This is a genomic window from Caballeronia humi (assembly GCF_001544475.1).
Taxonomy (GTDB): Bacteria; Pseudomonadota; Gammaproteobacteria; order Burkholderiales; family Burkholderiaceae; genus Caballeronia; species Caballeronia humi.
The window spans coordinates 136,329-157,094 of the sequence record NZ_FCNW02000003.1 but is presented as its reverse complement, the minus strand read 5'-3'; the positions used below and the strand labels follow the sequence as shown (position 1 = coordinate 157,094).

The 20,766-nt window shown below is 64.4% G+C and carries 17 protein-coding genes and 2 tRNA genes; 11 read left to right on the top strand and 8 right to left on the bottom strand.

Features of this window, described 5'->3' with window-relative positions:
• Positions 1-3: 3 nt before the first annotated feature.
• Positions 4-531, bottom strand: a complete 528-nt coding sequence (locus AWB65_RS05315; RefSeq protein WP_087666148.1) for a GNAT family N-acetyltransferase — start codon at positions 529-531, stop codon at positions 4-6.
• 209 nt (positions 532-740) lie between these two features.
• Here AWB65_RS05315 and AWB65_RS35400 point away from each other — a divergent pair, with 209 nt between their 5' ends.
• The 4 genes from AWB65_RS35400 (at position 741) to AWB65_RS05300 (ending at position 4,991) form a co-directional block, all read left to right on the top strand.
• Positions 741-926, top strand: coding sequence for a hypothetical protein (locus AWB65_RS35400; RefSeq protein WP_125474070.1), 186 nt, complete (start codon positions 741-743; stop codon positions 924-926).
• Positions 923-1,954, top strand: a complete 1,032-nt coding sequence (locus AWB65_RS05310; RefSeq protein ID WP_087666147.1) for a DUF1839 family protein — start codon at positions 923-925, stop codon at positions 1,952-1,954. The genes AWB65_RS35400 and AWB65_RS05310 overlap by 4 nt, the downstream gene beginning before the upstream one ends.
• Positions 1,955-2,805: 851 nt before the next feature.
• A complete protein-coding gene (locus AWB65_RS05305) occupies positions 2,806-3,561 on the top strand; it encodes a Crp/Fnr family transcriptional regulator (RefSeq protein WP_087666146.1) in 756 nt (251 codons plus the stop codon).
• Between the two features lie 29 nt (positions 3,562-3,590).
• Complete coding sequence (locus AWB65_RS05300; protein ID WP_087666145.1) at positions 3,591-4,991, top strand: undecaprenyl-phosphate glucose phosphotransferase; 1,401 nt, start codon at positions 3,591-3,593, stop codon at positions 4,989-4,991.
• Between the two features lie 54 nt (positions 4,992-5,045).
• Here AWB65_RS05300 and AWB65_RS05295 read toward each other — a convergent pair whose 3' ends face one another.
• From AWB65_RS05295 to rnr, 7 genes are all read right to left on the bottom strand, one after another.
• Positions 5,046-5,291, bottom strand: a complete 246-nt coding sequence (locus tag AWB65_RS05295) for a hypothetical protein (protein ID WP_125474069.1) — start codon at positions 5,289-5,291, stop codon at positions 5,046-5,048.
• 175 nt (positions 5,292-5,466) lie between these two features.
• The gene (locus AWB65_RS05290; RefSeq protein ID WP_235007513.1) at positions 5,467-6,663 is read right to left on the bottom strand and encodes a GAF domain-containing sensor histidine kinase; all 1,197 of its coding nucleotides are present in this window, start codon (positions 6,661-6,663) and stop codon (positions 5,467-5,469) included.
• Between the two features lie 186 nt (positions 6,664-6,849).
• Positions 6,850-7,545, bottom strand: coding sequence for a ribose-5-phosphate isomerase RpiA (gene rpiA / locus AWB65_RS05285; protein ID WP_087666143.1), 696 nt, complete (start codon positions 7,543-7,545; stop codon positions 6,850-6,852).
• Positions 7,546-7,610: 65 nt separating this feature from the next.
• On the bottom strand, positions 7,611-8,006 hold the full coding sequence (locus AWB65_RS05280) for a SirB2 family protein (protein ID WP_087666142.1): 396 nt from the start codon (positions 8,004-8,006) through the stop codon (positions 7,611-7,613).
• A 9-nt stretch (positions 8,007-8,015) separates the two neighbouring features.
• Positions 8,016-8,837 (bottom strand): N-acetylmuramoyl-L-alanine amidase, encoded by an 822-nt coding sequence (locus AWB65_RS05275; protein ID WP_087666141.1) that lies wholly within the window; start codon positions 8,835-8,837, stop codon positions 8,016-8,018.
• 7 nt (positions 8,838-8,844) lie between these two features.
• Complete coding sequence (gene rlmB / locus AWB65_RS05270; protein WP_087666140.1) at positions 8,845-9,588, bottom strand: 23S rRNA (guanosine(2251)-2'-O)-methyltransferase RlmB; 744 nt, start codon at positions 9,586-9,588, stop codon at positions 8,845-8,847.
• A 112-nt stretch (positions 9,589-9,700) separates the two neighbouring features.
• A complete protein-coding gene (gene rnr / locus AWB65_RS05265) occupies positions 9,701-12,151 on the bottom strand; it encodes a ribonuclease R (protein ID WP_087666139.1) in 2,451 nt (816 codons plus the stop codon).
• Between the two features lie 273 nt (positions 12,152-12,424).
• Here rnr and AWB65_RS05260 point away from each other — a divergent pair.
• From AWB65_RS05260 to AWB65_RS05230, 7 genes are all read left to right on the top strand, one after another.
• Positions 12,425-12,511 (top strand) — tRNA-Leu (locus AWB65_RS05260).
• Positions 12,512-12,650: 139 nt separating this feature from the next.
• A tRNA-Leu gene (locus tag AWB65_RS05255) sits at positions 12,651-12,737 on the top strand.
• Between the two features lie 318 nt (positions 12,738-13,055).
• Positions 13,056-14,276, top strand: coding sequence for an MFS transporter (locus tag AWB65_RS05250; RefSeq protein WP_087666138.1), 1,221 nt, complete (start codon positions 13,056-13,058; stop codon positions 14,274-14,276).
• 298 nt (positions 14,277-14,574) lie between these two features.
• A complete protein-coding gene (locus AWB65_RS05245; protein WP_087666137.1) occupies positions 14,575-17,079 on the top strand; it encodes an acyl-CoA dehydrogenase in 2,505 nt (834 codons plus the stop codon).
• Positions 17,080-17,083: 4 nt separating this feature from the next.
• Complete coding sequence (locus AWB65_RS05240) at positions 17,084-18,514, top strand: 3-oxoacyl-ACP reductase (RefSeq protein ID WP_087666136.1); 1,431 nt, start codon at positions 17,084-17,086, stop codon at positions 18,512-18,514.
• Between the two features lie 2 nt (positions 18,515-18,516).
• Positions 18,517-19,416 carry a MaoC family dehydratase gene (locus AWB65_RS05235; protein ID WP_087666135.1) on the top strand — a complete coding sequence of 300 codons (900 nt, stop codon included), beginning with the start codon at positions 18,517-18,519 and terminating at the stop codon, positions 19,414-19,416.
• Positions 19,413-20,732, top strand: a complete 1,320-nt coding sequence (locus AWB65_RS05230; protein WP_087666134.1) for an acetyl-CoA C-acetyltransferase — start codon at positions 19,413-19,415, stop codon at positions 20,730-20,732. Before AWB65_RS05235 ends, AWB65_RS05230 begins: the two co-directional genes overlap by 4 nt.
• Positions 20,733-20,766: the final 34 nt, after the last annotated feature.

The window sequence follows — 20,766 nt, the reverse complement described above, 5'->3', positions numbered from 1 at the left end:
CGGTCAGAGAAGTTCGAAGGTGTCCCGATATGCCGCGGCCTGCGCTTTCATCAGGCTCGCGGTATCGCGCAACAGGCGGCTCTTTCTCGTCAGACCGATGTACGGCATGCCGTGTTCGAGGAACGGCCCTTCGGTCTTGCGGAATCCGAACGCCTCGTAGAAACCGCGCAGGCTCACCGGCGCCGAGAGCCGTACGCCGCGTCCCGGCCAGCGTTCCGCGGCAACCGCGAGCACGCGCTCGATCAGCGCTTCGGCGGTGCCGTCGCCGCGCCGCAGCGGGCTCGTCAGGATCTTGTCGACGACCACTTCGGGATCCTCGGCATCGCCTTCGTGAATGCGTGCGTAGGCGAGCACCGGCATCGGCCGCGTGATGTCGTCGGTTGCGAAAACGTGAATGCCGGATTCGTCGCGGCCGTCGGCATCGAGATGCACGTGCGATTGTTCGACGACGAACACGGCACTGCGCGCACGCAGAATCAGATACAGCTCACGCGCCGATAATTGTTCGAAGTCCAGCGTTTTCCAGTTCATCAAGGTCTCCATGCTGCCGGCGACGAGCCCGCTTTGCGACGATGACACGGTACGTCCGTAACTCCCGCCTTTCAGTGCGCCATCGCACCGACGCCTGCCTCTGCGGATTCGTTAAATAAGCCTTACCGCACATGGCTTCGCGGCATTCCGTCCGATGTGTGGTTCGTCCGACGTAACGATCATCGATCGATGGTGCATCGTGCTTCCGTATGACGAACATCCTTAAACGAAGCGCCATTCGCCAAGCATCCGCCATGCGCGAATTGCCTCGCGCAACGCTCACCCTTCATGGGAAAATCCGCATGATCACCGCCACCGATGCAGGCATCGCGCGCACGACGCGCGGTCGCTACGACATCGTCCACACGCCGGTTCGCCACGAGGTCACTGCATGAGCGCGTTCCATGTCACGGGCGTCGACTCCGGTGCGAGCCGTTCGCGCGTGATCAGTCTCGATCCGTTGCAGATGCGCGCGCGCCGCCATCACGCGCATGCGCTGCATCGCGGCGAACGCATCTGGCACGACACCGACAGCCACGCCGACTTGTGGATCGAATTGCTGCACGGCTATGGCTTCGAACCACGCGCAATGCTTGCCTTCGCGGTCACGCAGGATTTCGAAGACGATCAGTTCACGCTCCCGCGCCCCCCGCTCGACGACATCGAAAAGCTCTACGGCTTGCAGGTGCAGGAACTGTCGATCCTCGATTCGCTGGAAGAGCGCGCGCTCACCCAGACACGCCGCGCCAATACGGTGCTGATTGAAGTGGACGCGTTCTGGCTGCCCGACACGCGCTCGATCTCATATCGCCGCGCGCATGCGAAGACGACGATCGGCATCGACGTGATCGAGCCGGACGCGCGGCGCCTCGGCTACTTTCACAACACGGGCTATCACCTGCTCGACGGCGACGATTACGATCACGTGCTGCATACCGCTCTCGAAACCAATGGCGCGGCGGAGATCTTTCCGCACGTCGAGTTCGTGAAGCGCGCGCGGCCGTCGCTGACGGGCACGGCTCTCGCCGAGATCGCCGCGGATATTCTCTGCGCCCATCTTCTTCGGCGCCCGGAGCACAACCCGGTGACGCGCTGGCGCGCGGCGTTCGCAGGCCACGTCGAGACGATGCTCGAACGCGGCGAAGCCTACGCGGGCCATTACGCGTTCAACGTGATGCGACAGCTTGGTTCGAACTTCGAATTCCTCGGACAATACCTGCGCTGGATGCGCAAGCAAGGGTTCGACATTCCGACGGCCGCGCCGGTCGCCGCGCAAAAGATCGCGAGCGAATCGATGGTGCTGCAATGTCGCCTCGCGCGTTCGCTGTCGCGCGGACGGCGCGATCACTGCGAGGCATCCTTCGACCTGCTTGAAGAAGCCTACGAACGCGTCGTGCCCGTGCTCGCGGCAATCGTCTGCTGAATGAGCATTTGTATCATCGACGCGCTTTGCGTACGACGAAAACACGCGGGCATGTCGGCAAGTGAAACATTTCCGTGCACGCCCGTCGAGAAGGAAGAATTCGATCGCACGGGCAGCGCCGCACCGCGCACACGTTTTGGAATCGTGGCGGTTCGGGCGTCATGGACCGCGATGTTGCACCACCGCGCCCGCCCTTTTCCCATCAAGGCGCGAAGGGATTACCTGAAGCGCTTTGGCGACGTGACCCGACCGGCGCATGTGTCCCACGCAACGTTTCCCGCAGAGCGCGCACGAGACGAGAACTGCCTGCTTGTCACCCGGCGAGCCCAGTGCCACGGCGGTCCGGCCGTTGCGCAGACGATTCACCCCGCGTTCGCTTCGTTAATGCACGAAGTTCATGGAACACGGATGAATCATTTTTCAAAGTCCCTACAAATGGAGATGGGGCCAAGGAGGGATGAACCCCGGTGAGGCTTATCGGACGGGGGACAAAACCTGGAAAGCCCGTCCGGCGCCCTTTTCACATACGAAAGGGGGGATGCCACTCATCGATTCTTTAGACCACCGATGTTCATAACTGAAACAAAAACGCTTCGTTGCGCTGCCGCACACAAGGCCTGTTTCAGGTGAGCCCATGATGGCATTGCTGTTGCCTCGATTGGCACGGTCCTCGCTAAAAGAGACTCGCAGCCAAGGTGCGACGCAAACAACCTCTAATAACAAGCGAAGTCGGGCTGCTACGGGGCTGGCGATGATTGTTTCGGACCGGGGTAACAAGAGAAGTCCTCGAGACCTTCACCGCCAGAAAAAAATAGTGAAGCGCACTGCGCGAAGTTACGAGAGAAAAAATCATGCTGACCCTCCAGTCCGACCTGCATGGAAATCATCTGTTGGGCGCGCTTCCGGCGCACGAATGGCAAGCCCTCACGCCGCATCTCGAACTCGTCCAGCTTCGTACCGAACAACTGCTGTGTGATTCGGGTCAGCGCATCCACCACGTTTATTTCCCCACCACCGCGATCATCTCGCTCCTGCACACGATGGAAGACGGCGGTTCCGTCGAAATCGCCGCAGTCGGCCGCGAAGGCATGACAGGCGTGCCGGTCCTGACCGGCGGCGAAACCATGCCGACGCGCGTGCAGGTCCAGTGCCCCGGCTTCGCCTACCGCATGAGCGCGCAGGCACTGCGCGAGCAGTTCGGCCGCTCGGACTTCCTGCGCCGCCTGATGCTGCTCTACATGCAAGCGCTCCTCACGCAAGTCGCGCAGACTGCGGCCTGCAATCGCCATCACTCGCTCAACAAGCAGCTTTGCCGTTGGCTGCTGATCGAGATCGACCGCACGGCATCGAATGAATTGCAGGTGACGCAGCAACTCATCGCGGACATGCTCGGTGTGCGCCGCGAAGGCGTGACCGAAGCGGCCGGCAAGCTGCACGACGCGGGCCTCATCCATCACAGCCGCGGCTGCATCAAGGTCGTCGACCGTGCGGGGCTCGAAGCGCGCGCCTGCGAATGCTACGGCCTGGTCAAGCGCGAATTCGATCGCCTGCTGCCGCGCCTGCGCGCCACCGAAACCACGCATCCCGCGACGAGCGACGAACACTAAGCAGAAAGCGGCCAGCGCGGAGCGAGACCATGACGTTCGACCGGACGCTTCGCTCGCTCGATGTCGCGTTCATCGTCGCGGGCGGGTTGATCGCCCACTCGATGCGCTTCTCGCCATCGATGGATTTCAGTGACACCGAAATCCTCCTGATCGCGTTCAACTGTGTACTCGCACTGCTGCTCTTTCCGACCTTCGGCGTGTACGAAACCTGGCGCGGCAAGGCGCTTGCCGCGATGCTCGCGCGCGTCACGCTCGCGTGGATGGCGGTCGTCGCGACGGGGCTATTGCTTGCCTTCACGCTGCATCGGATGGATGCGGTGTCGCGCCTCTGGTTCGCCTATTCGACGCTCATTTCGGGCGCGCTGATCGTCTTGTCCAAGTGCGTCATGCACGTCGCATTGCGCGTGATGCGAAGCCGCGGTTTCAATCAGCGAACGGTCGCAATCGTCGGCGCGCAGGGCTTCGCGCGAACGCTGCTTGCCCATCTGAGCCGCACGCCGGGGCAAGGCTTCACGCCCGTGTGCCTGCTCGATACGAGCGGCGACGAAGCGCTGCACGCGAGCGGCATCGGCCATCCGCGTGCGGGACGCCTGCCCGTGCTGAATGACTTCGACGAATTCGTCGCGAAAGTGCGCGCCGAAGGCATCAACGAAGTGTGGCTCGCGCTGCCGCTGTCGGAGGAGCACACGATCTTTCGCTTCGTCCACGCGCTGCGCCACGACTTCGTCGACCTGCGCCTGATTCCCGATACGCGCAGTATGTCGCTCTTCAATCATTCGATGACCGCCGTCGCCGGCCTGCCGTCGATCAACCTCACGACCTCGCCCATCAACGCGCTGCAGATGTGGCCGAAGATGCTGTTCGACCGCTGTTTCGCGACGGCCGCACTGGTTGCCCTCGCGCCCTTGCTGGTTGCCATCGCGATCGCGATCAAGACGACGTCGAAGGGGCCGGTGCTCTTCACGCAAAGGCGCAAGGGCGCCGACGGACGGCCGTTTCGCATCTACAAGTTCCGCTCGATGGCGATGCACGCGGAGCACGCCGGCCACATCACGCAGGCGACGCGCAACGATCCGCGCGTGACGAAGGTCGGCGCATTTCTGCGGCGCACGAGCCTCGATGAGCTGCCGCAATTCCTGAACGTGTTGTTCGGCGACATGTCGGTGGTGGGTCCGCGACCGCATGCGATCGAACACGACGATCTGTACAAGGATCTCGTCTACGGCTACATGTTCCGGTATCGGATCAAGCCGGGTATCACCGGCTGGGCGCAGGTGAACGGCTATCGCGGGGCGACGACGAAGGTCGAGAAGATGGAAAGCCGCGTGAAGTTCGACCTTTTCTATATTCACAACTGGTCGTTCTGGTTCGACATCAAGATCGTCGCGATCACGATGCTCAAGGGTTTCATCAACCGCAACGCGTATTGAAGCTTCTGAAACGCGAAAGGCCCGGCAGATCGTTGCCGGGCCTTTCGCTTTGTGTCATCGCCGGGGGACTTCGCGGCCTACGGCCTGTACGCCCAACCGGATTTCGTAGAGCGCCGCAAGCATCGATACATAGGCGCGCTCCACCGCCGCCTCCTCCGCCGACATGCCCTTGCACGTCTCCCCGCCCATGATGATCCCAAGGCTGAGCGCGTAACTGGCGGCGAACGCCGCCGGCGACGGCTCCTGCAACTTCATGCGTTCGTAGGCGCTGTTGAGGGCGTATCGGAGATCGGATTGCATCGATGTGGGCTCATGAGTGTTGATGGTGCTGAACGCCGAACGGCTGACGTTCGAGCGCGGCCTGCATCCTATCGGCGGCGCCACCATGGCTCTAAAGGCATCGCCCCAAAATCTCCCGACCTTCATTCAGCAATTACGATACCTGGTTCTTCAGACCCATCCTTTCTCGCGCGCTTCATTCGCAGATGCGCAGCCGCGCGACAAACCGCGTGCCTTTCTCCTCCGAAGACGTGACGTCCAGCACGCCGCCATGCGCCTCGACAATCTGCGAGCAGATGTACAGGCCGATGCCGAGCCCGCCGCCCGGTTTGCTGGTCGCGGGACGCCAATAGGGTTCGAAAACCTTATGCAGGTCGTCCTTGGCGATCGGCTGGCCGCCGTTCGTCACTGAAACCACGACACAGTCGTCCTCTATCCACGCGTCCACCTTCACCGGCTCATCGCGCGCGCCGTATGCAAGCGCATTGCCGAGCAGGTTCGACAGCAGTTGCTGCAAGCGTCCGCGGTCGCACACGACGCGCTGCCCGATCCCGATGCTTTCCAGCACCGTGCGCCCCGGATTCGCATCGCGCAATTCGGCGACGACGTCGCACAGCGCGGAACGCAGATCGTCCTCGGGCGCGAGCGTCACGTAGAGGCCCGAACCCATCCGGGCGCGCGCGAAATCCATGACGTCGTCGATCAGGCGCGCCATGCGGCGCGTCGTCGCCTGAAGACGGCGGCCGATCGAAATCGTCTCTGGTTCCTTGCTGCGCCGCTGAAGCACTTCCGCGCTCGCGCTCACCGCTGCGAGCGGATTGCGCAGGTCGTGGCCTAGCACCGCGATGAACTGTTCGCGAAGCTCCGCCGTCGCGCGCTCGTTGAGCAAAGCCGATTCGGTCGCGTGCTGGCGCCCTTCGCTGTCGAGTTGCAGCGCGATCAGTTCGGCGAAGAGGGTGAACATCGTCACCGTGCGCGGATCGGAGACGACGCGCGGACGCGGATCGATCGCGCACAGGTTGCCGAAGTACTCGCCGTTCGGCAGCACGATCGGCACCGAGATGTAGCTCTCGATGTTGTAGAGGCGCGGCGTGTGATGGTCGCGATAGACGGGGTCGAGGCTCGCGTGATCGATCACGATGGGCCTGCGCGCCGCGCGGGCTTCGATGCAGAGCGTCGTGCTGACGTCGAGCTGGCCGCCGGCTTTGAGACCGAACTGGATGTCGTCCTGCACCGCGCAGGCCGTCCAGTTGCCTTCGGTCACGCGGGCGACCGCAGCGAACCCCAATCCCGTGTTCTTGCAGATGACGCGCAGCATCGACGGGACCGCGCTGATGCGGCTGATCGCCTCGACGTCGCGCGCGATGGCTTGTTCGCTGTCGTTGTTGGGCAAGGGCGGTTCCGAATAGTAGTCCGGTCATGCTACCGCAGCTTCCCGCATTGTCTAAGTGTTTCGATGCCGCTGCTATCTCGCAGCGTACGTCTGCGTACGTTCGCGCACATCCGTGCCGGTGGACAAAAAAAGAACGCGCGAGAGGCGACCGCCTTTCGCGCGTGGTTCAGTCGGCGAGGCTATTTTTTATGACGGGATGTAGTCGATCCGTTCGACGCCCGTGTCCGTGCCGAGCAGGCACAGATTCGCGCCGCGCGCGGCAAACAGGCCGACCGTCACGACGCCCGGCCACGCATTGATCTGCGCTTCCAGCGCGCGCGGATCGGTGATCCGCAGCCCCTTCACGTCGATGATCTCGTTGCCGTTGTCGGTGATGAACGGCAGGCCGTCCTTCTGCACGCGCACGATCGGTACGCCGCCGAGTGCCGTCACGCGCCGTCCGATTGCAGTGCGCGCCATCGGCACGACTTCGATCGGCAGCGGAAAGCCGCCCATCACCGGCACGCGCTTGCTCGCATCGGCGATGCAGACGAACACGTCCGACACCGACGCCACGATCTTCTCGCGCGTGAGCGCCCCGCCGCCGCCTTTGATCATCGCGCCGCTGGCGTCGATTTCGTCGGCGCCGTCGACGTACACCGGTAGCGAATCGATCTCATTCAGGTCGAACACCTTGAAGCCGTGCGATTCGAGCCGCGCGGAGGTCGCGAGCGAACTCGACACCGCGCCGCGATAGCGGGCCTTCGATTGCGCGATTGCATCAATGAAACAATTTGCCGTCGAGCCGGTGCCGACGCCGATCACCGAGCCTTCGGGCACGGTCGCGTTGACGTAGTCGGCTGCGGCCCGGCCGACGAGTTGCTTGAGTTCGTCTTGAGTCATGGGAGTGGGGGCTGCGAGAAGGGAAACCGGAATTTTAACGGAGCTTGCCGGGCATGCTCCGTCGGTCACGCTAACACGCGGAAAAAGCCCAGAGGATCGTGCGAGCGCGCCACCGACACGATGAACGCGAACGTCGCGATCGCGAGCACGCCGGACACGGCGCGCGCGGTTTTCGTGCGGCCGCGTTTGAGCGCGAACGTGCCGAGCATGATGTACACGACCAGCCCCGCGACCTTCGCCGACAGCCATGGCGCGTTCGCCTCGAAGCCAACGATCAAGACGAGCAGGATGGCGCTCACCAAGAGCAGGGTATCGATGATGTGTGGCGCGATCTTCGTCGCGCGTTTGTGCAAGAGCGGCGCGTCGCGCAGCATCCAGAGCCAGCGCAGAAAGAATCCCGCGATGCTCAAGCCCGCGCAGGTCATGTGCAGGGCGCGCAGCGGGAAGTAGAAGTCGGTCATCCGGATCGCTCAGCGCAAGTATTTGTCGAGCAGCGCGGCGGCGATCGCATCGCTTTCGGCGTCGGGCCGGCCCGCATAGTCGCCCGGTCGAAAGTGCATCTGGAACGCGGCGAAGACGTTGCGCGTCCTGTCGTCGAGGACGCCGTCTGTTGCGACTTCGTAGCCGTAGCGCCTGAGTTTTTCCTGCAGCGCTTTCACATCGGCGGGCGATTTCGGATCGCGGCCCGCGAGATGGCGCGCGATGTCCGCATCGTCCGGCCATGCGCCGACGCCCGCCGCGTACAACGCGCGCCACGGAAAGAGCGGACCCGGATCGATCTTGCGTTGCGGCGCGATGTCGCTATGACCGACGACGCGCGTCGGCGGGATCGCGTAACGCGTGACGATGTCCTTCGCGAGCCGCACGAGCGCGTCGACTTGCGCTGCGGGATACGGCTGCCACCGGCGGCCTTGCGGGGTATCGACGGGACCGAGGTTCACGTTCTCGATACCGATCGACGCAGCGTTCAGCTCCGTCGTGCCCTGCCATTCGCTGACGCCCGCGTGCCATGCGCGTTTTTCTTCGGGCACGAGTCGGTAGATCACCGGCTCGCCGTGCTCGATGGCGGGCGCATCCGGCACGACGTAATGCGCGCTGACGTTCGGGCCCGTGAGGACCTCGAGCGAGCCCGCTTCATCGATTTCGGTGTAGTGCATCACGAGGAAACGCACGCGCGAATCGACGCTCGTCGCGTGATGACGCGTGTCGGCGATGTAGGTGCCGCGGTCGATTCGTGTCACGGTGCAGGCGGAGAGAAGTGCGCAGACGAGCGCGACGGCGATGAACCTCATCGATGCGTTATTTCTTCACCGACCGCTGGCGCACCGCCTCGAACAGACACACGCCGCTCGCGACCGAAACGTTCAAACTCTCGACGGAACCCGCCATCGGAATGTTCATGATTTCGTCGCAGGTTTCGCGTGTGAGGCGCCGCATGCCCTCGCCTTCCGCGCCGACGACGATCGCAATCGGCCCGTCGAGCTTCGTCTCATAGAGACTCGTCGTCGCCTCGCCCGCCGTGCCGACCACCCACACGCCCGCGTCCTTCAATTCACGCATCGCGCGCGCGAGATTCGTCACCGTGATGTACGGCACGGTTTCAGCCGCGCCGCTCGCGACTTTCGCGGCCGTCGCGTTCAGGCCCGCCGAGCGGTCGCGCGGCGCGATCACGGCGTGCGCGCCGGCGGCATCCGCGACGCGCAGGCACGCGCCGAGGTTATGCGGATCGGTGACGCCGTCGAGCACGAGCAGAAGCGGCGTGCCGGACACGCCGTCGAGCAGTTCCGCGAGGTTCTGCGCGAGCGGCATGTCGTGCGCGCGCGCGACCACGCCCTGATGCCCGACGTTGCCCGCGAGACCCCAGAGACGCGATTCGTCGGCGGCGATCAGACGCACGCCCGCTTCCTTCGCCGAGCGCAGGAAATCCTGCATACGGCGATCCTTGCGCGTGGGGTCGTACAGCACCTCCTCGATCGTCGATGCATCCGCCCTGAGGCGCGCGGTCACCGCGTGAAAACCGTAAAGAACCTTGAGACGTGACATGACTGGCAAACCTTGAATGAGAAAACCAAAACGCGGCCCGATGCGCCTTCACGCATCGGGCCGCGCATTTTTTGAATGACGCGCGCCGCCGGAACAGCCCAGCGATAAGCGTCTAGCGCTTCTTGCGAGCCGCCTTTGGCGCCGCGCCGCGCTTTTTAGCGACGCCGGTGTCCTTCGCGGTAGCGGCGAGCGGCGATGCGCCCCGCTTGCTGCCGCCGCGACGCCGCGTGCTCGGCGTTTCATCGGCGGCGAACGAGCGCACGCGCGGTCCGGCGGTCGCGCCAATACCCGCATGTTCCGGCACGTTCGGCGCGATGCGTCCCGAAGGCGGCTTTACCGGCGTATCGCGCACGAGCCGGAAGTCGATCTTGCGCGAATCCAGGTCGACGCGGCTCACCTGCACGCGCACGCGATCCGACATCCGGTAGCGGATGCCCGTGCGCTCGCCGCGCAACTCGTTCTTGACCTCGTCGTACTGAAAGTAGTCGGAGCCGAGTTCGGTCACGTGCACGAGCCCTTCGATGAACAGCGAATCGAGCTGCACGAAGATGCCAAACGACGTCACGCCGTTCACCATGCCGCCGTATTCCTCGCCGAGCTTGTCGCGCATGAAGTAGCACTTGAGCCAGGCTTCGACGTCGCGCGAGGCTTCGTCGGCGCGCCGCTCGTTCGACGAGCAGTGCAGCCCCAGTTCTTCCCAGATCGCGACATTGTTGCGTGAACGGCCGCGCGATTCGTCGTCGGATTTCTGCATTTCGCGCGCGGCTTTTGTCAGGCCCGTGCTGAGCGAAATGTGATGGCCGATGTCCGGCTGATACTTCTTGCCCTGCAAGATCGCGTAGATCGCGCGGTGCGTAAGCAGGTCGGGATAGCGGCGGATCGGGCTCGTGAAGTGCGCGTACGCCTCGTACGCGAGCCCGAAGTGCCCGATGTTGTCCGGACTGTAGACGGCCTGCTGCATCGAGCGCAGTACCATCGATTGCAGCATCTGCGCGTCGGGCCGGTCGCGGACTTGCGCCATCAGCGCGGCGTAGTCGCTCGCGTGGGGCTTTTCACCGCCGGTAAGCGTCAGGCCGACGCCACGCAGGAACGCCCGCAGGTTTTCGAGCTTTTCAGGCGTCGGGCCCGCATGCACGCGATACAGCCCCGCATGCTTGTGGCGCTTGAGGAAGTCGGCGGCGCAGACGTTCGCGGCCAGCATGCACTCCTCGATCAGCCGGTGCGCGTCGTTGCGATGGCGCGGCACGATCTGCTCGATCTTGCCCTGCGCGTTGCAGACGATGTACGTCTCGGTTGTGTCGAAATCGATCGCGCCGCGCTTCTGGCGCGCCGCGTGCAGCGACTTGTAGACGCCGTACAGGTTCTGCAGATGCGGCAGCAGGTCGGCGCGGCGGGCTGCTTCCGGGCCCTTCGTGTTGGTCAGCACGGCCGCGACTTCGGTGTAGGTGAGGCGCGCCGCCGAGTGCATCACGCCGGGGTAGAACTGATACGCCTTGATCTCGCCGCGCGACGTGATGACCATGTCGCACACGAGCACGCAACGGTCTACTTGCGGATTCAGCGAACACAACCCGTTCGACAGCTTCTCCGGCAGCATCGGTATCACGCGACGCGGGAAATAGACCGAGGTGCTGCGATCGAGCGCATCGACGTCGAGCGCCTCGTTCGGGCGCACGTAATGCGAGACGTCCGCGATCGCCACCAGCAGGCGAAAACCCGTGCCGCGGCCGACTGTCATCGGTTCGCAATAGACGGCGTCGTCGAAGTCGCGGGCGTCCTCGCCGTCGATCGTGACGAGCGGCACGTCGCGCAGATCCACGCGATGCCGGATATCGACCGGGCGCACTTCGTCCGGCAGCTTCGATGCGACGGCGAGCGCAGCGTCGCTAAACTCGTGCGGCACGCCGTACTTGCGCACCGCGATCTCGATTTCCATGCCCGGATCGTCGATATCGCCGATCACTTCGGCCACGCGGCCGAGCGGCTGCGAATGGCGGCTCGGGAAATCGGTGAGATCGACCGACACCACCTGCCCGACCTTCGCCTTCTTCGGGTTCTGCGTGATGAGGATGTCGTGGCCGATGCGCTTGTCTTCCGGCACGAGAATGAGCGCACCGTTCTCGTTGATGAGCCGGCCGATGATGCGCTTGTTCGCGCGGTCCGTGACCTCGACGATGTGCCCTTCCGGCCGCCCGCGCCGGTCATAGCCGACGATGCGCGCGAGCACGCGGTCGTTGTGCATCACCTTTTGCATTTCGCCGTTGGGCAGGAAGAGATCGTCCTGGCCGTCGTCGCGAATCAGGAAGCCGAAACCGTCGCGATGGCCCTGGACGCGGCCCGCAACGAAATTCGACGGATGAGTGAGCTGATAGTGACCGCGCTTGTCGAGCCGGATCTGCCCGTCGCGCTCCATGGCGCCCAGTCGCTTGAAAAATCCTTCGCGCTCCTGGCGCTTGATCGACAGCGCCTCGGCGATGTCGTTCGCGGCGAGCGGCGTTTCGCTCGTGCGCAACGCGCCGAGAATTTCTTCGCGGCTCGGAATCGGATACGGATATTTGCTCAAGGGCTTGTCGATGATTTCTTCTCGTTGGACTGGCGTCGCGGTTCAGATGGTTCGAACGGTTCGCGAATGGTTCAGATCATTCCGATAGCCGCCGCGCGCGGGTTATGTCTGCGGATCATTCTAACACCCGTCATCGTGGCCTCAAGGCGCGCGCGGACGGCCGTGAAGCCCGCTGCGCCTGCCTCGCGGCGGGATGGCCGAGGGAATCTCAAAAAACTTGACAGCTTGATTGGGCCCGATATAATTGCGTTCTTTGCTGCATACGCACCCTTGGCCCAGGTGGCGGAATTGGTAGACGCACCAGGTTCAGGTCCTGGCGGTGGCAACACCGTGGAGGTTCGAGTCCTCTCTTGGGCACCAAATGTTTCGAAAGAGCCACCTTCGGGTGGCTCTTTCATTTGTGCAGCGCATCGGAGTGGTGATGCGCGTGGATTGAAACAAACAAACGATTGACGCCGTTGTACAACCCGCTACAATAGCGGGCTTGCTGTACCCCTTGGCCCAGGTGGCGGAATTGGTAGACGCACTAGGTTCAGGTCCTAGCGGTGGCAACACCGTGGAGGTTCGAGTCCTCTCCTGGGCACCAAGGTCCATTCAGCAGCATGCAGCAAACAATCAACCCCACAGAACTTGAGTTCGTGGGGTTTTTTGTTTCAGTCGTCATTTTCGATTCAATTTACTTTCATTTCTGTTATTGATCTGGCATTGCCGAATCGAATATGAATTAATCCTGTATCGATTATCCAAAGTTAATCCCGCTTCACCGCCCTCCCCGAGCGATTTATTAAACACCGGCGTACACTCCTTCGTGCCCGCCTTGACGGGCGTCCCTCTGCGGCCGGTCCGCTATAGGTTTGCCGGCTGCATCGCTATTCGATTAAATCAATCGATGGAGACCCGCGCAATGAGCTGGACGCGAGAACAGAGAAACGTGACGTTTGCCGCTTATCTCGGCTGGACACTCGACGCATTCGATTTCTTCCTGATGGTTTTCGTATTGAAGGACATCGCCACCGAATTCAATACAAAAATCCCCTCTGTGGCGTTTGGAATCACGCTGACGCTCGCGATGCGTCCCATCGGCGCGCTGATCTTCGGGCGTCTCGCGGACAAATTCGGCCGCCGTCCGACGCTGATGATCAACATCGCGTGTTACTCGCTGCTCGAACTGCTCTCTGGCCTCTCGCCGAATCTCATGACGCTACTCGTTTTGCGCGCGCTCTTCGGCATCGCGATGGGCGGCGAGTGGGGCGTCGGCTCCGCGCTCACAATGGAAACCGTCCCGCCGAAATCGCGCGGTTTTGTGTCGGGGCTCTTGCAGGCAGGCTATCCGACCGGCTATCTGCTCGCGTCGATCGTGTTCGGGGTGCTGTATCAATATGTCGGGTGGCGCGGGATGTTTTTCATCGGCGTCGCGCCCGCGCTGCTCGTCCTCTACGTGCGCGCGCACGTGCCCGAATCGCCGGCGTTCAAGGCCATGGAAAAGCGCCCGCGTACGGGGCTCGTCAAGACGCTGAAGCAGAACTGGCAGTTGTCCGTCTACTCGATCGTGCTGATGACCGCGTTCAACTTCTTCTCGCACGGCACGCAGGATCTTTACCCGACATTCCTGCGCGAGCAGCATCATTTCGAACCGCACACGGTTTCGCTGATCACGATCACGCTGAATATCGGCGCGATTGTCGGCGGGCTGTTTTTCGGGTCGATGTCGGAAAGTATCGGGCGGCGGTGGGCGATTTTCATCGCGTCGCTGATTGCGCTGCCGGTGTTGCCGCTGTGGGCGTTCTCGAGCGGGCCGGTGGCGCTCGCGGCCGGGGCGTTTCTGATGCAGATATCGGTGCAAGGCGCGTGGGGCGTGATTCCGGTGCATCTGAACGAGATTTCACCCGATGAGATCCGCGCGACATTTCCGGGGCTGGTTTATCAGTTGGGGAATTTGCTGGCATCGGTGAACGCGACGATGCAGGCGTCGATCGCGGTGGGGCATGGCGACAACTATGGGATGGCGATGGCGATCGTTGCGGGGACGGTGTCAGTGGTCATCGCCGCACTCATTCTGTTCAGCCGGGAGCGGCGCGGTGTGGATATGACGCAGTCGGCGCGGGAGGTGGCGGCGATTACTTAGCGGCGCTCTCGACTCTCGCCAGACCGGCTGTTGCACTTGTCGACCAGATCAAATCGCTTTCTTTCAAGGCAAGAGAATTCAAATTTGACGATGAAGTCGCGACCAAAGAAGAATCCGATGCCGCGAAATACGTGGGTCAAAGCTTTCCTCAATCTGTGACTTCAAAGGGCTCGGTAACGGGCCCTTCCGCTTTCTGCGTTTTTTCCGACGGCCGCCTCTAGACTTCGGGAACATCCCCTGCTGCACCTCCTGACCTGTTCTGTAGTAGAACAAGAAAACACTGCCAAGGGGGAATCACATGACAGCAGGCTTCGTCATCGCGTTCGTCGTCGTGAGCAGCGCGCTAATCTTCATCCAAGCGAACGCCATTCTATGGCTCGCGTGGGCGGTCATCTGGGTAGCCACCGGCTGCTTCACCGGCATCATAGGCCCGCTCGCAACAACGCTCCTCGCCCTCCTCTTCATCGCGCCAGCCCTCGTGCTGACGATCAAGCCCCTACGCCGCACGCTCCTGAGCCAGCGCGCACTGAGCCAGTTCCGCAAGATGCTCCCGCAGATGTCCCCGACCGAGCGCGATGCCATCGAAGCCGGCACGGTCTGGTGGGACGCCGCCCTCTTCTCCGGCCGTCCGCATTGGGACTCGCTACTTGCCCACGGCCCGGCCAGGCTGTCGCAAGAAGAACAGCACTTCATCGACAACGAATGCACACGCCTCTGCGACCTCGCCAACGACTGGGACACCACCACCGTCTGGCAGGACCTCTCGCCGGAGACATGGGCCTATGTCAAGGACAACGGCTTTCTCGGCATGATCATCCCGAAGCAGTACGGCGGCCGCGCGTTCTCCGCCTACGCCCACTCGCAAGTGATCATGAAGCTCGCGACCCGCTGCTCCGCCGCGGCTGTTTCGGTGATGGTGCCGAACTCGCTCGGCCCCGCCGAATTACTGATGCACTACGGCACCGAAGAGCAGAAGAACCACTACCTCCCGCGCCTCGCGCGCGGCGAGGAAATCCCCTGCTTCGCGCTGACGAGCCCCTACGCCGGGTCGGACGCCGCCGCGATTCCCGACGTCGGCATCGTCTGCCGGGGCATGCATGAAGGCCGCGAGACGCTCGGCTTTCGCGTCACGTGGAACAAGCGCTACATCACGCTCGGCCCGATCGCGACGGTGCTCGGCCTGGCCTTCCGGGCGCTCGACCCCGACCACCTGCTCGGTACGGAAGACGAAGCCGGCATCACCTGCGCGCTGATCCCGACGAGCCACCCCGGCGTGAACATCGGACGACGCCACTGGCCGCTCAACGCCGTGTTCCAGAACGGCCCAAACTGGGGCCGCGACGTCTTCGTCCCGATCGACTGGGTGATCGGCGGCCGCGCGCAGGTCGGCAACGGCTGGCGCATGCTGATGGAATGCCTCGCGGCGGGCCGGGCGATCTCGCTGCCGTCGTCGAATGTCGGGATGGCGAAGCTCGCCGTGCGCGGCACCGGCGCCTACGCGGCTGTGCGCCGGCAGTTCCGCACGGCCGTGGGCCGCTTCGAAGGCGTGCAGGAAGCGCTCGGGCGCATGGGCGGCAACCTCTACGTGATGGACGCGGCCCGCAAGCTCTCCGCGCAAGCGGTCGATCTCGGCGAGAAGCCGTCCGTCATCTCCGCGATCGCGAAGTACCACATCACCGAACGCGCGCGGAAGGTGATCAACGACGGCATGGACGTCGTCGCGGGCAAGGGAATCTGCATGGGACCGTCGAATTTCCTCGCGCGCGCCTATCAGCAGGTTCCTATCTCGATCACCGTCGAAGGTGCGAACATTCTTACGCGCTGTCTGATCATCTTCGGACAAGGTGCGATCCGCTGCCATCCGTACGTGCTGAAGGAAATGGCCGCGACGCGCGAGCCCGACGCCGCCCGCGCCCTCGCCGATTTCGATGCCGCGTTTTTCGGTCACGCGAGCTTCGTGGCGTCGAACGCGATGCGCAGTGTCGTGTTCGCTTTCGGCGGCGCGCGCCTGATCCCGAAACCGAGCCGCGCCGATCCGCGTCTCGCGCCGTACTATCGCGCGGCGACGCGGCTCTCGTCCGCGTTCGCGCTGCTCGCCGACATTTCGATGCTCGCGCTCGGCGGCGATCTGAAGCGTCGCGAGCGGCTGTCGGCGCGGCTCGGTGACGTGCTCTCACAGCTCTACCTGATCTCGGCGACGCTCAAGCGTTTCGAGGACGACGGCCGTCCGGAGCGCGACCTGCCGCTCGTCGCCTGGGGCGTCGAGGATGCGCTGCAGCAGGCGCACGCCGCGATCGACGGTGTCCTCGACAATTATCCGAACCGCGCGATCGCTGTCCTCGTGCGGATGCTCGCGTTCCCGTTCGGCACGCTGCGCCGCGTGCCGCGCGATGCGCTCGCGAGTTCCATCGCCGATCTGATGCAGACACCCGGCGACGCCCGCGAGCGCCTGATCGCCGATTCCTACGCGCCGACCTCCGACATCGACCCGCTCGGTTACGCCGAGCTGATTCTCGCGCTGAACCCGCGCTTCACGGAAATCGAGCGCAAGTTGCGGCACGCGGTGAAATCAGGCGAACTGGAGGCGATCCCGCAGAGCCTGCCCGATCTTGACGCGTGGGCGATCGACGCCGAACAGCGCGGCTTCATCGATGCCGCCGACCGCCAGGTGCTCGCCGACTACGCGCGATACGGCGCGGAAGTGCTGAAGGTCGATGACTTCCCCGCCGATTTCGGTATGCTCGAAGCATTGCAGAAGCGCAAAGCCGCGCTCGAGCGGGAACCGGAAGAGGTGATTGCCTGAGATCATGAGAGACCGCTATCTCGACTTCGTGAATTCATCGTTCGGGGCGGGCGTCGCCCGGTCCATCGGCTTGCCGCGGCCCGAGGTGCTGCGCCGTCATCGCGCGGACCGGCCCGAGTTCGGCGGGATGGCCGCGATCGGCGCGGGGCCGTCGCCGGCGCTTTTCGACGCGCTGATCGACGTGCTGCAGTCGGTCGGCATGACGGGCGTCGCGCACGAAAGCGCGCGCGGCTGGCTGCCGCTCGCCAACGAGCACGGCGCGATGAGCGGACGCTTCGAGCCGCAGGCGCCCGACGCGAACGCGAGCGACCGCGTCGAGGCGCTGATCTTCGACGGCACAGGCATCGCCGACAGCACGGAACTCACGAAGCTCTACGGCTTTTTCCACGACGGCATCCGTTCGGTGGCGAAGAGCGGACGGATCATCGTGCTCGGACGGCCGCCCGAGACGTGCGGGAGCCCGCACGCGTGGACCGCGCAGCGCGCGCTGGAAGGCATGGCGCGCTCGCTCGGCAAGGAGGCGCGCCACGGCATCACGTCGAATCTGCTGCAGGTGGCCGAAGGTGCCAGCTTCGAAGGCGCGTTGCGGTTCTTTTTGTCGCCGCGCTCGGCTTATGTGTCGGGGCAAGTCGTGCGAATCGAGGCCGCGCCCTTCGTCAAACCCGCCGACTGGTCGAAACCTCTTAGCGGCAAGCGAGCCATCGTGACGGGCGCGGCGCGCGGGATCGGCGCATCGATCGCCGCCGTGCTGGCCGCGCTCGGCGCGCACGTGATCGGCCTGGACGTGCCCGCCGCCAAGGACGCGCTCGACCAGACGATGCTCGGCATCGAGGACGCGTCGCCGTCGGGTGGCGTCCACGCTGCGCTGCTCGCCGACATCGGTGCGCCCGAAGCGCCCGCTGAGCTCGCGGCGGCGCTTGACGCACTGGGCGGTATCGACATCGTCGTGCACAACGCCGGCATCACGCGCGACCGGACCATCGCGAAAATGACGCAGGCTGCCTGGGACAGCGTGATCGACATCAACCTGTCCGCACAGGAGCGCATCGACGACGTCCTGCTCGCGCAGAACGTGCTGCACGACTGCGGGCGGATCATCGGCGTGTCGTCGATCAGCGGGATCGCCGGGAACCTCGGTCAGACGAACTACGCAACCTCGAAGGCGGGCGTGATCGGGCGCGTCGCGAGCATGGAGCGCGTGCTGCAGCCACGCGGCATCACGATCAACGCGGTCGCGCCGGGCTTCATCGAAACGCAGATGACCGCGCGCATTCCGCTTGGCATCCGCGAGGCCGGGCGCCGCATGAATTCGATGAGCCAGGGCGGCCAGCCGGTCGATGTCGCCGAAACGATCGGGTGGCTCGCGAGTCCGGCGTCGGCCGGCATCAGCGGACAGTTGGTGCGCGTATGCGGCCAGAGCCTGATCGGAGCCTGACGATGCAGGCTCCCCCGATCCAGCGGGCGCGCACGATCGTCGTCGATGCGCTGCCGCCGCCGGCGAAGCTCTACGGGCGCGCGTTGCCGGGGCTCTTGAAGCGTCCGCATGCGTCGGCGGAAGTGCCGGCGCTGCGGCTCGTGCGGCCCGATGTGGCGCTCGATCCCGAGCAGATCGGCCGCTATGCGCGCGTGTGCGGTTTCATCCCCGAGCACGGCGTGCCGGTCACTTTCCCGCACGTGCTCGCGTTCCCGCTGCACCTGATGCTGCTTACCGATCCGTCGTTTCCGTGGCCCGCCGTCGGGCTCGTGCATCTGGCGAACACGGTCTGGCTGCGGCGGGCGTTGTCCGTCGGGCAGAATCTGCGGATCGAGGTGGAGAGCGGTCCGCTCGTCGCGCACGAAAAGGGGCAGGCGTTCACGCTGCATACGCGCATCTACCGGCGCGGCGAAGCGGTCTGGGATGGCGACAGCGTTTACTTGAAGCGCACCGCGCGCGGACAGCCGACGAACGCGCCGCCCGCCGAAGCGCGTCCGCCCGCACCGCTGCTGGCTCGCGAAGCCCGCTGGCAGCTTCCGGCGCAGCTCGGCCGCGACTATGCGAAGGCGTCCGGCGACTTCAACCCGATCCATCTGCACACATTGAGCGCCAAGGCGTTCGGTTTTCCGCGCGCCATCGCCCACGGGATGTGGACGCTCGGCCGCTCGCTCGCGGCGCTCCAGCCGTCGAAGACGCTCGCCGCCGCGCGTGCTCACGGCGACTTCAAGCTGCCGATCTTCCTGCCCGGAGAAACCACGCTGTGGAGCGCGGCGCCTTCGCCCACCCAGCGCGACTTCGAAGTCCGCGACCTGGCCGGCGACAAACCGCATCTTCGCGGACAGTTCGAATGGGAATTGAAATGACCGCCTCCGCCCTTCCCGCCGTGCGCCGCGTCGCGATCGTCGGCAGCAACCGGATTCCGTTCTCGCGCTCGAACACGGCGTACGCGACGGCATCGAACCAGGACATGCTGAGCTTCACGCTGCAGGCGCTCATCGACCGCTACGACCTGCACGGCGTGCGGCTCGGCGAAGTCGCGGCGGGCGCGGTCATCAAGCATTCGCGCGACTTCAACCTGACGCGCGAGGCGCTCCTCTCGACCACCCTCGCGAAGGAAACGCCCGCCTACGACGTCCAGCAGGCGTGCGGCACCGGGCTCGAAGCGGTGATCCTCGTCGCGAACAAGATCGCGCTCGGGCAGATCGACGCGGGCATCGCGGGCGGCGTCGATACGACGTCCGATGCGCCCATCGGCGTGAACGAGCGCATGCGCAAGATCCTGCTGGAGGCGAATCGCGGACGCTCGGCCGGACAGCGCATCGGCGCCCTCGCGAAGCTGCGCCCCGGCATGCTCTTCAAGCCGACGCTGCCGCGCAACGCCGAACCGCGCACGGGCCTTTCGATGGGCGAACACTGCGAACTGATGGCGAAGCGCTGGAAAATTTCCCGCGAGGCGCAAGACGCGCTCGCGTACGAGAGCCATCGCAAGCTCGCGGCGGCTTACGATCGCGGCTGGTTCAACGACCTGATGACGCCGTACAAGGGTCTCTCGCGCGACAACAACCTGCGCCCCGACATCACGCTCGACCAGCTCACGGCGCTCAAGCCCGTCTTCGACCGCGACGCCGGCACGCTCACCGCCGGCAATTCGACGCCGCTCACCGACGGCGCGTCGGTCGTGCTGCTCGCCTCAGAGGAATGGGCGATCGCGCGCAACCTGCCCGTGCTGGCGTACCTGAGCTTTTCGGAAACGGCCGCCGTCGATTACATCGACAAGAAGGAAGGCCTGCTGATGGCGCCCGCCTACGCCGTGCCGCGCATGCTGGCGCGCGCGTCGCTGACACTCGATGCTTTCAACTTCTACGAAATCCACGAAGCGTTCGCCGCGCAAGTGCTGTGCACGCTCGCCGCCTGGGAAGACGACGAATACTGCCGCACGCAGCTCGGCCTCGCCGGGCCGCTCGGCTCGATCGACCGGGCGCGGCTGAACGTCAACGGCGGCTCGCTCGCCACGGGCCACCCGTTCGCGGCGACCGGCGGCCGGATCGTCGGCAACCTGGCGAAGATGCTCGCGAAGGCGCCCGCCCGTGCCGACGGCCAGCCGCCGCGCGGCCTGATCTCGATCTGCGCGGCGGGCGGCCAGGGCGTCGTCGCAATTCTGGAACGCGCGGTAATCTGACCGCACGCTGTCAGCGGAACGTTAGGCGCGCATC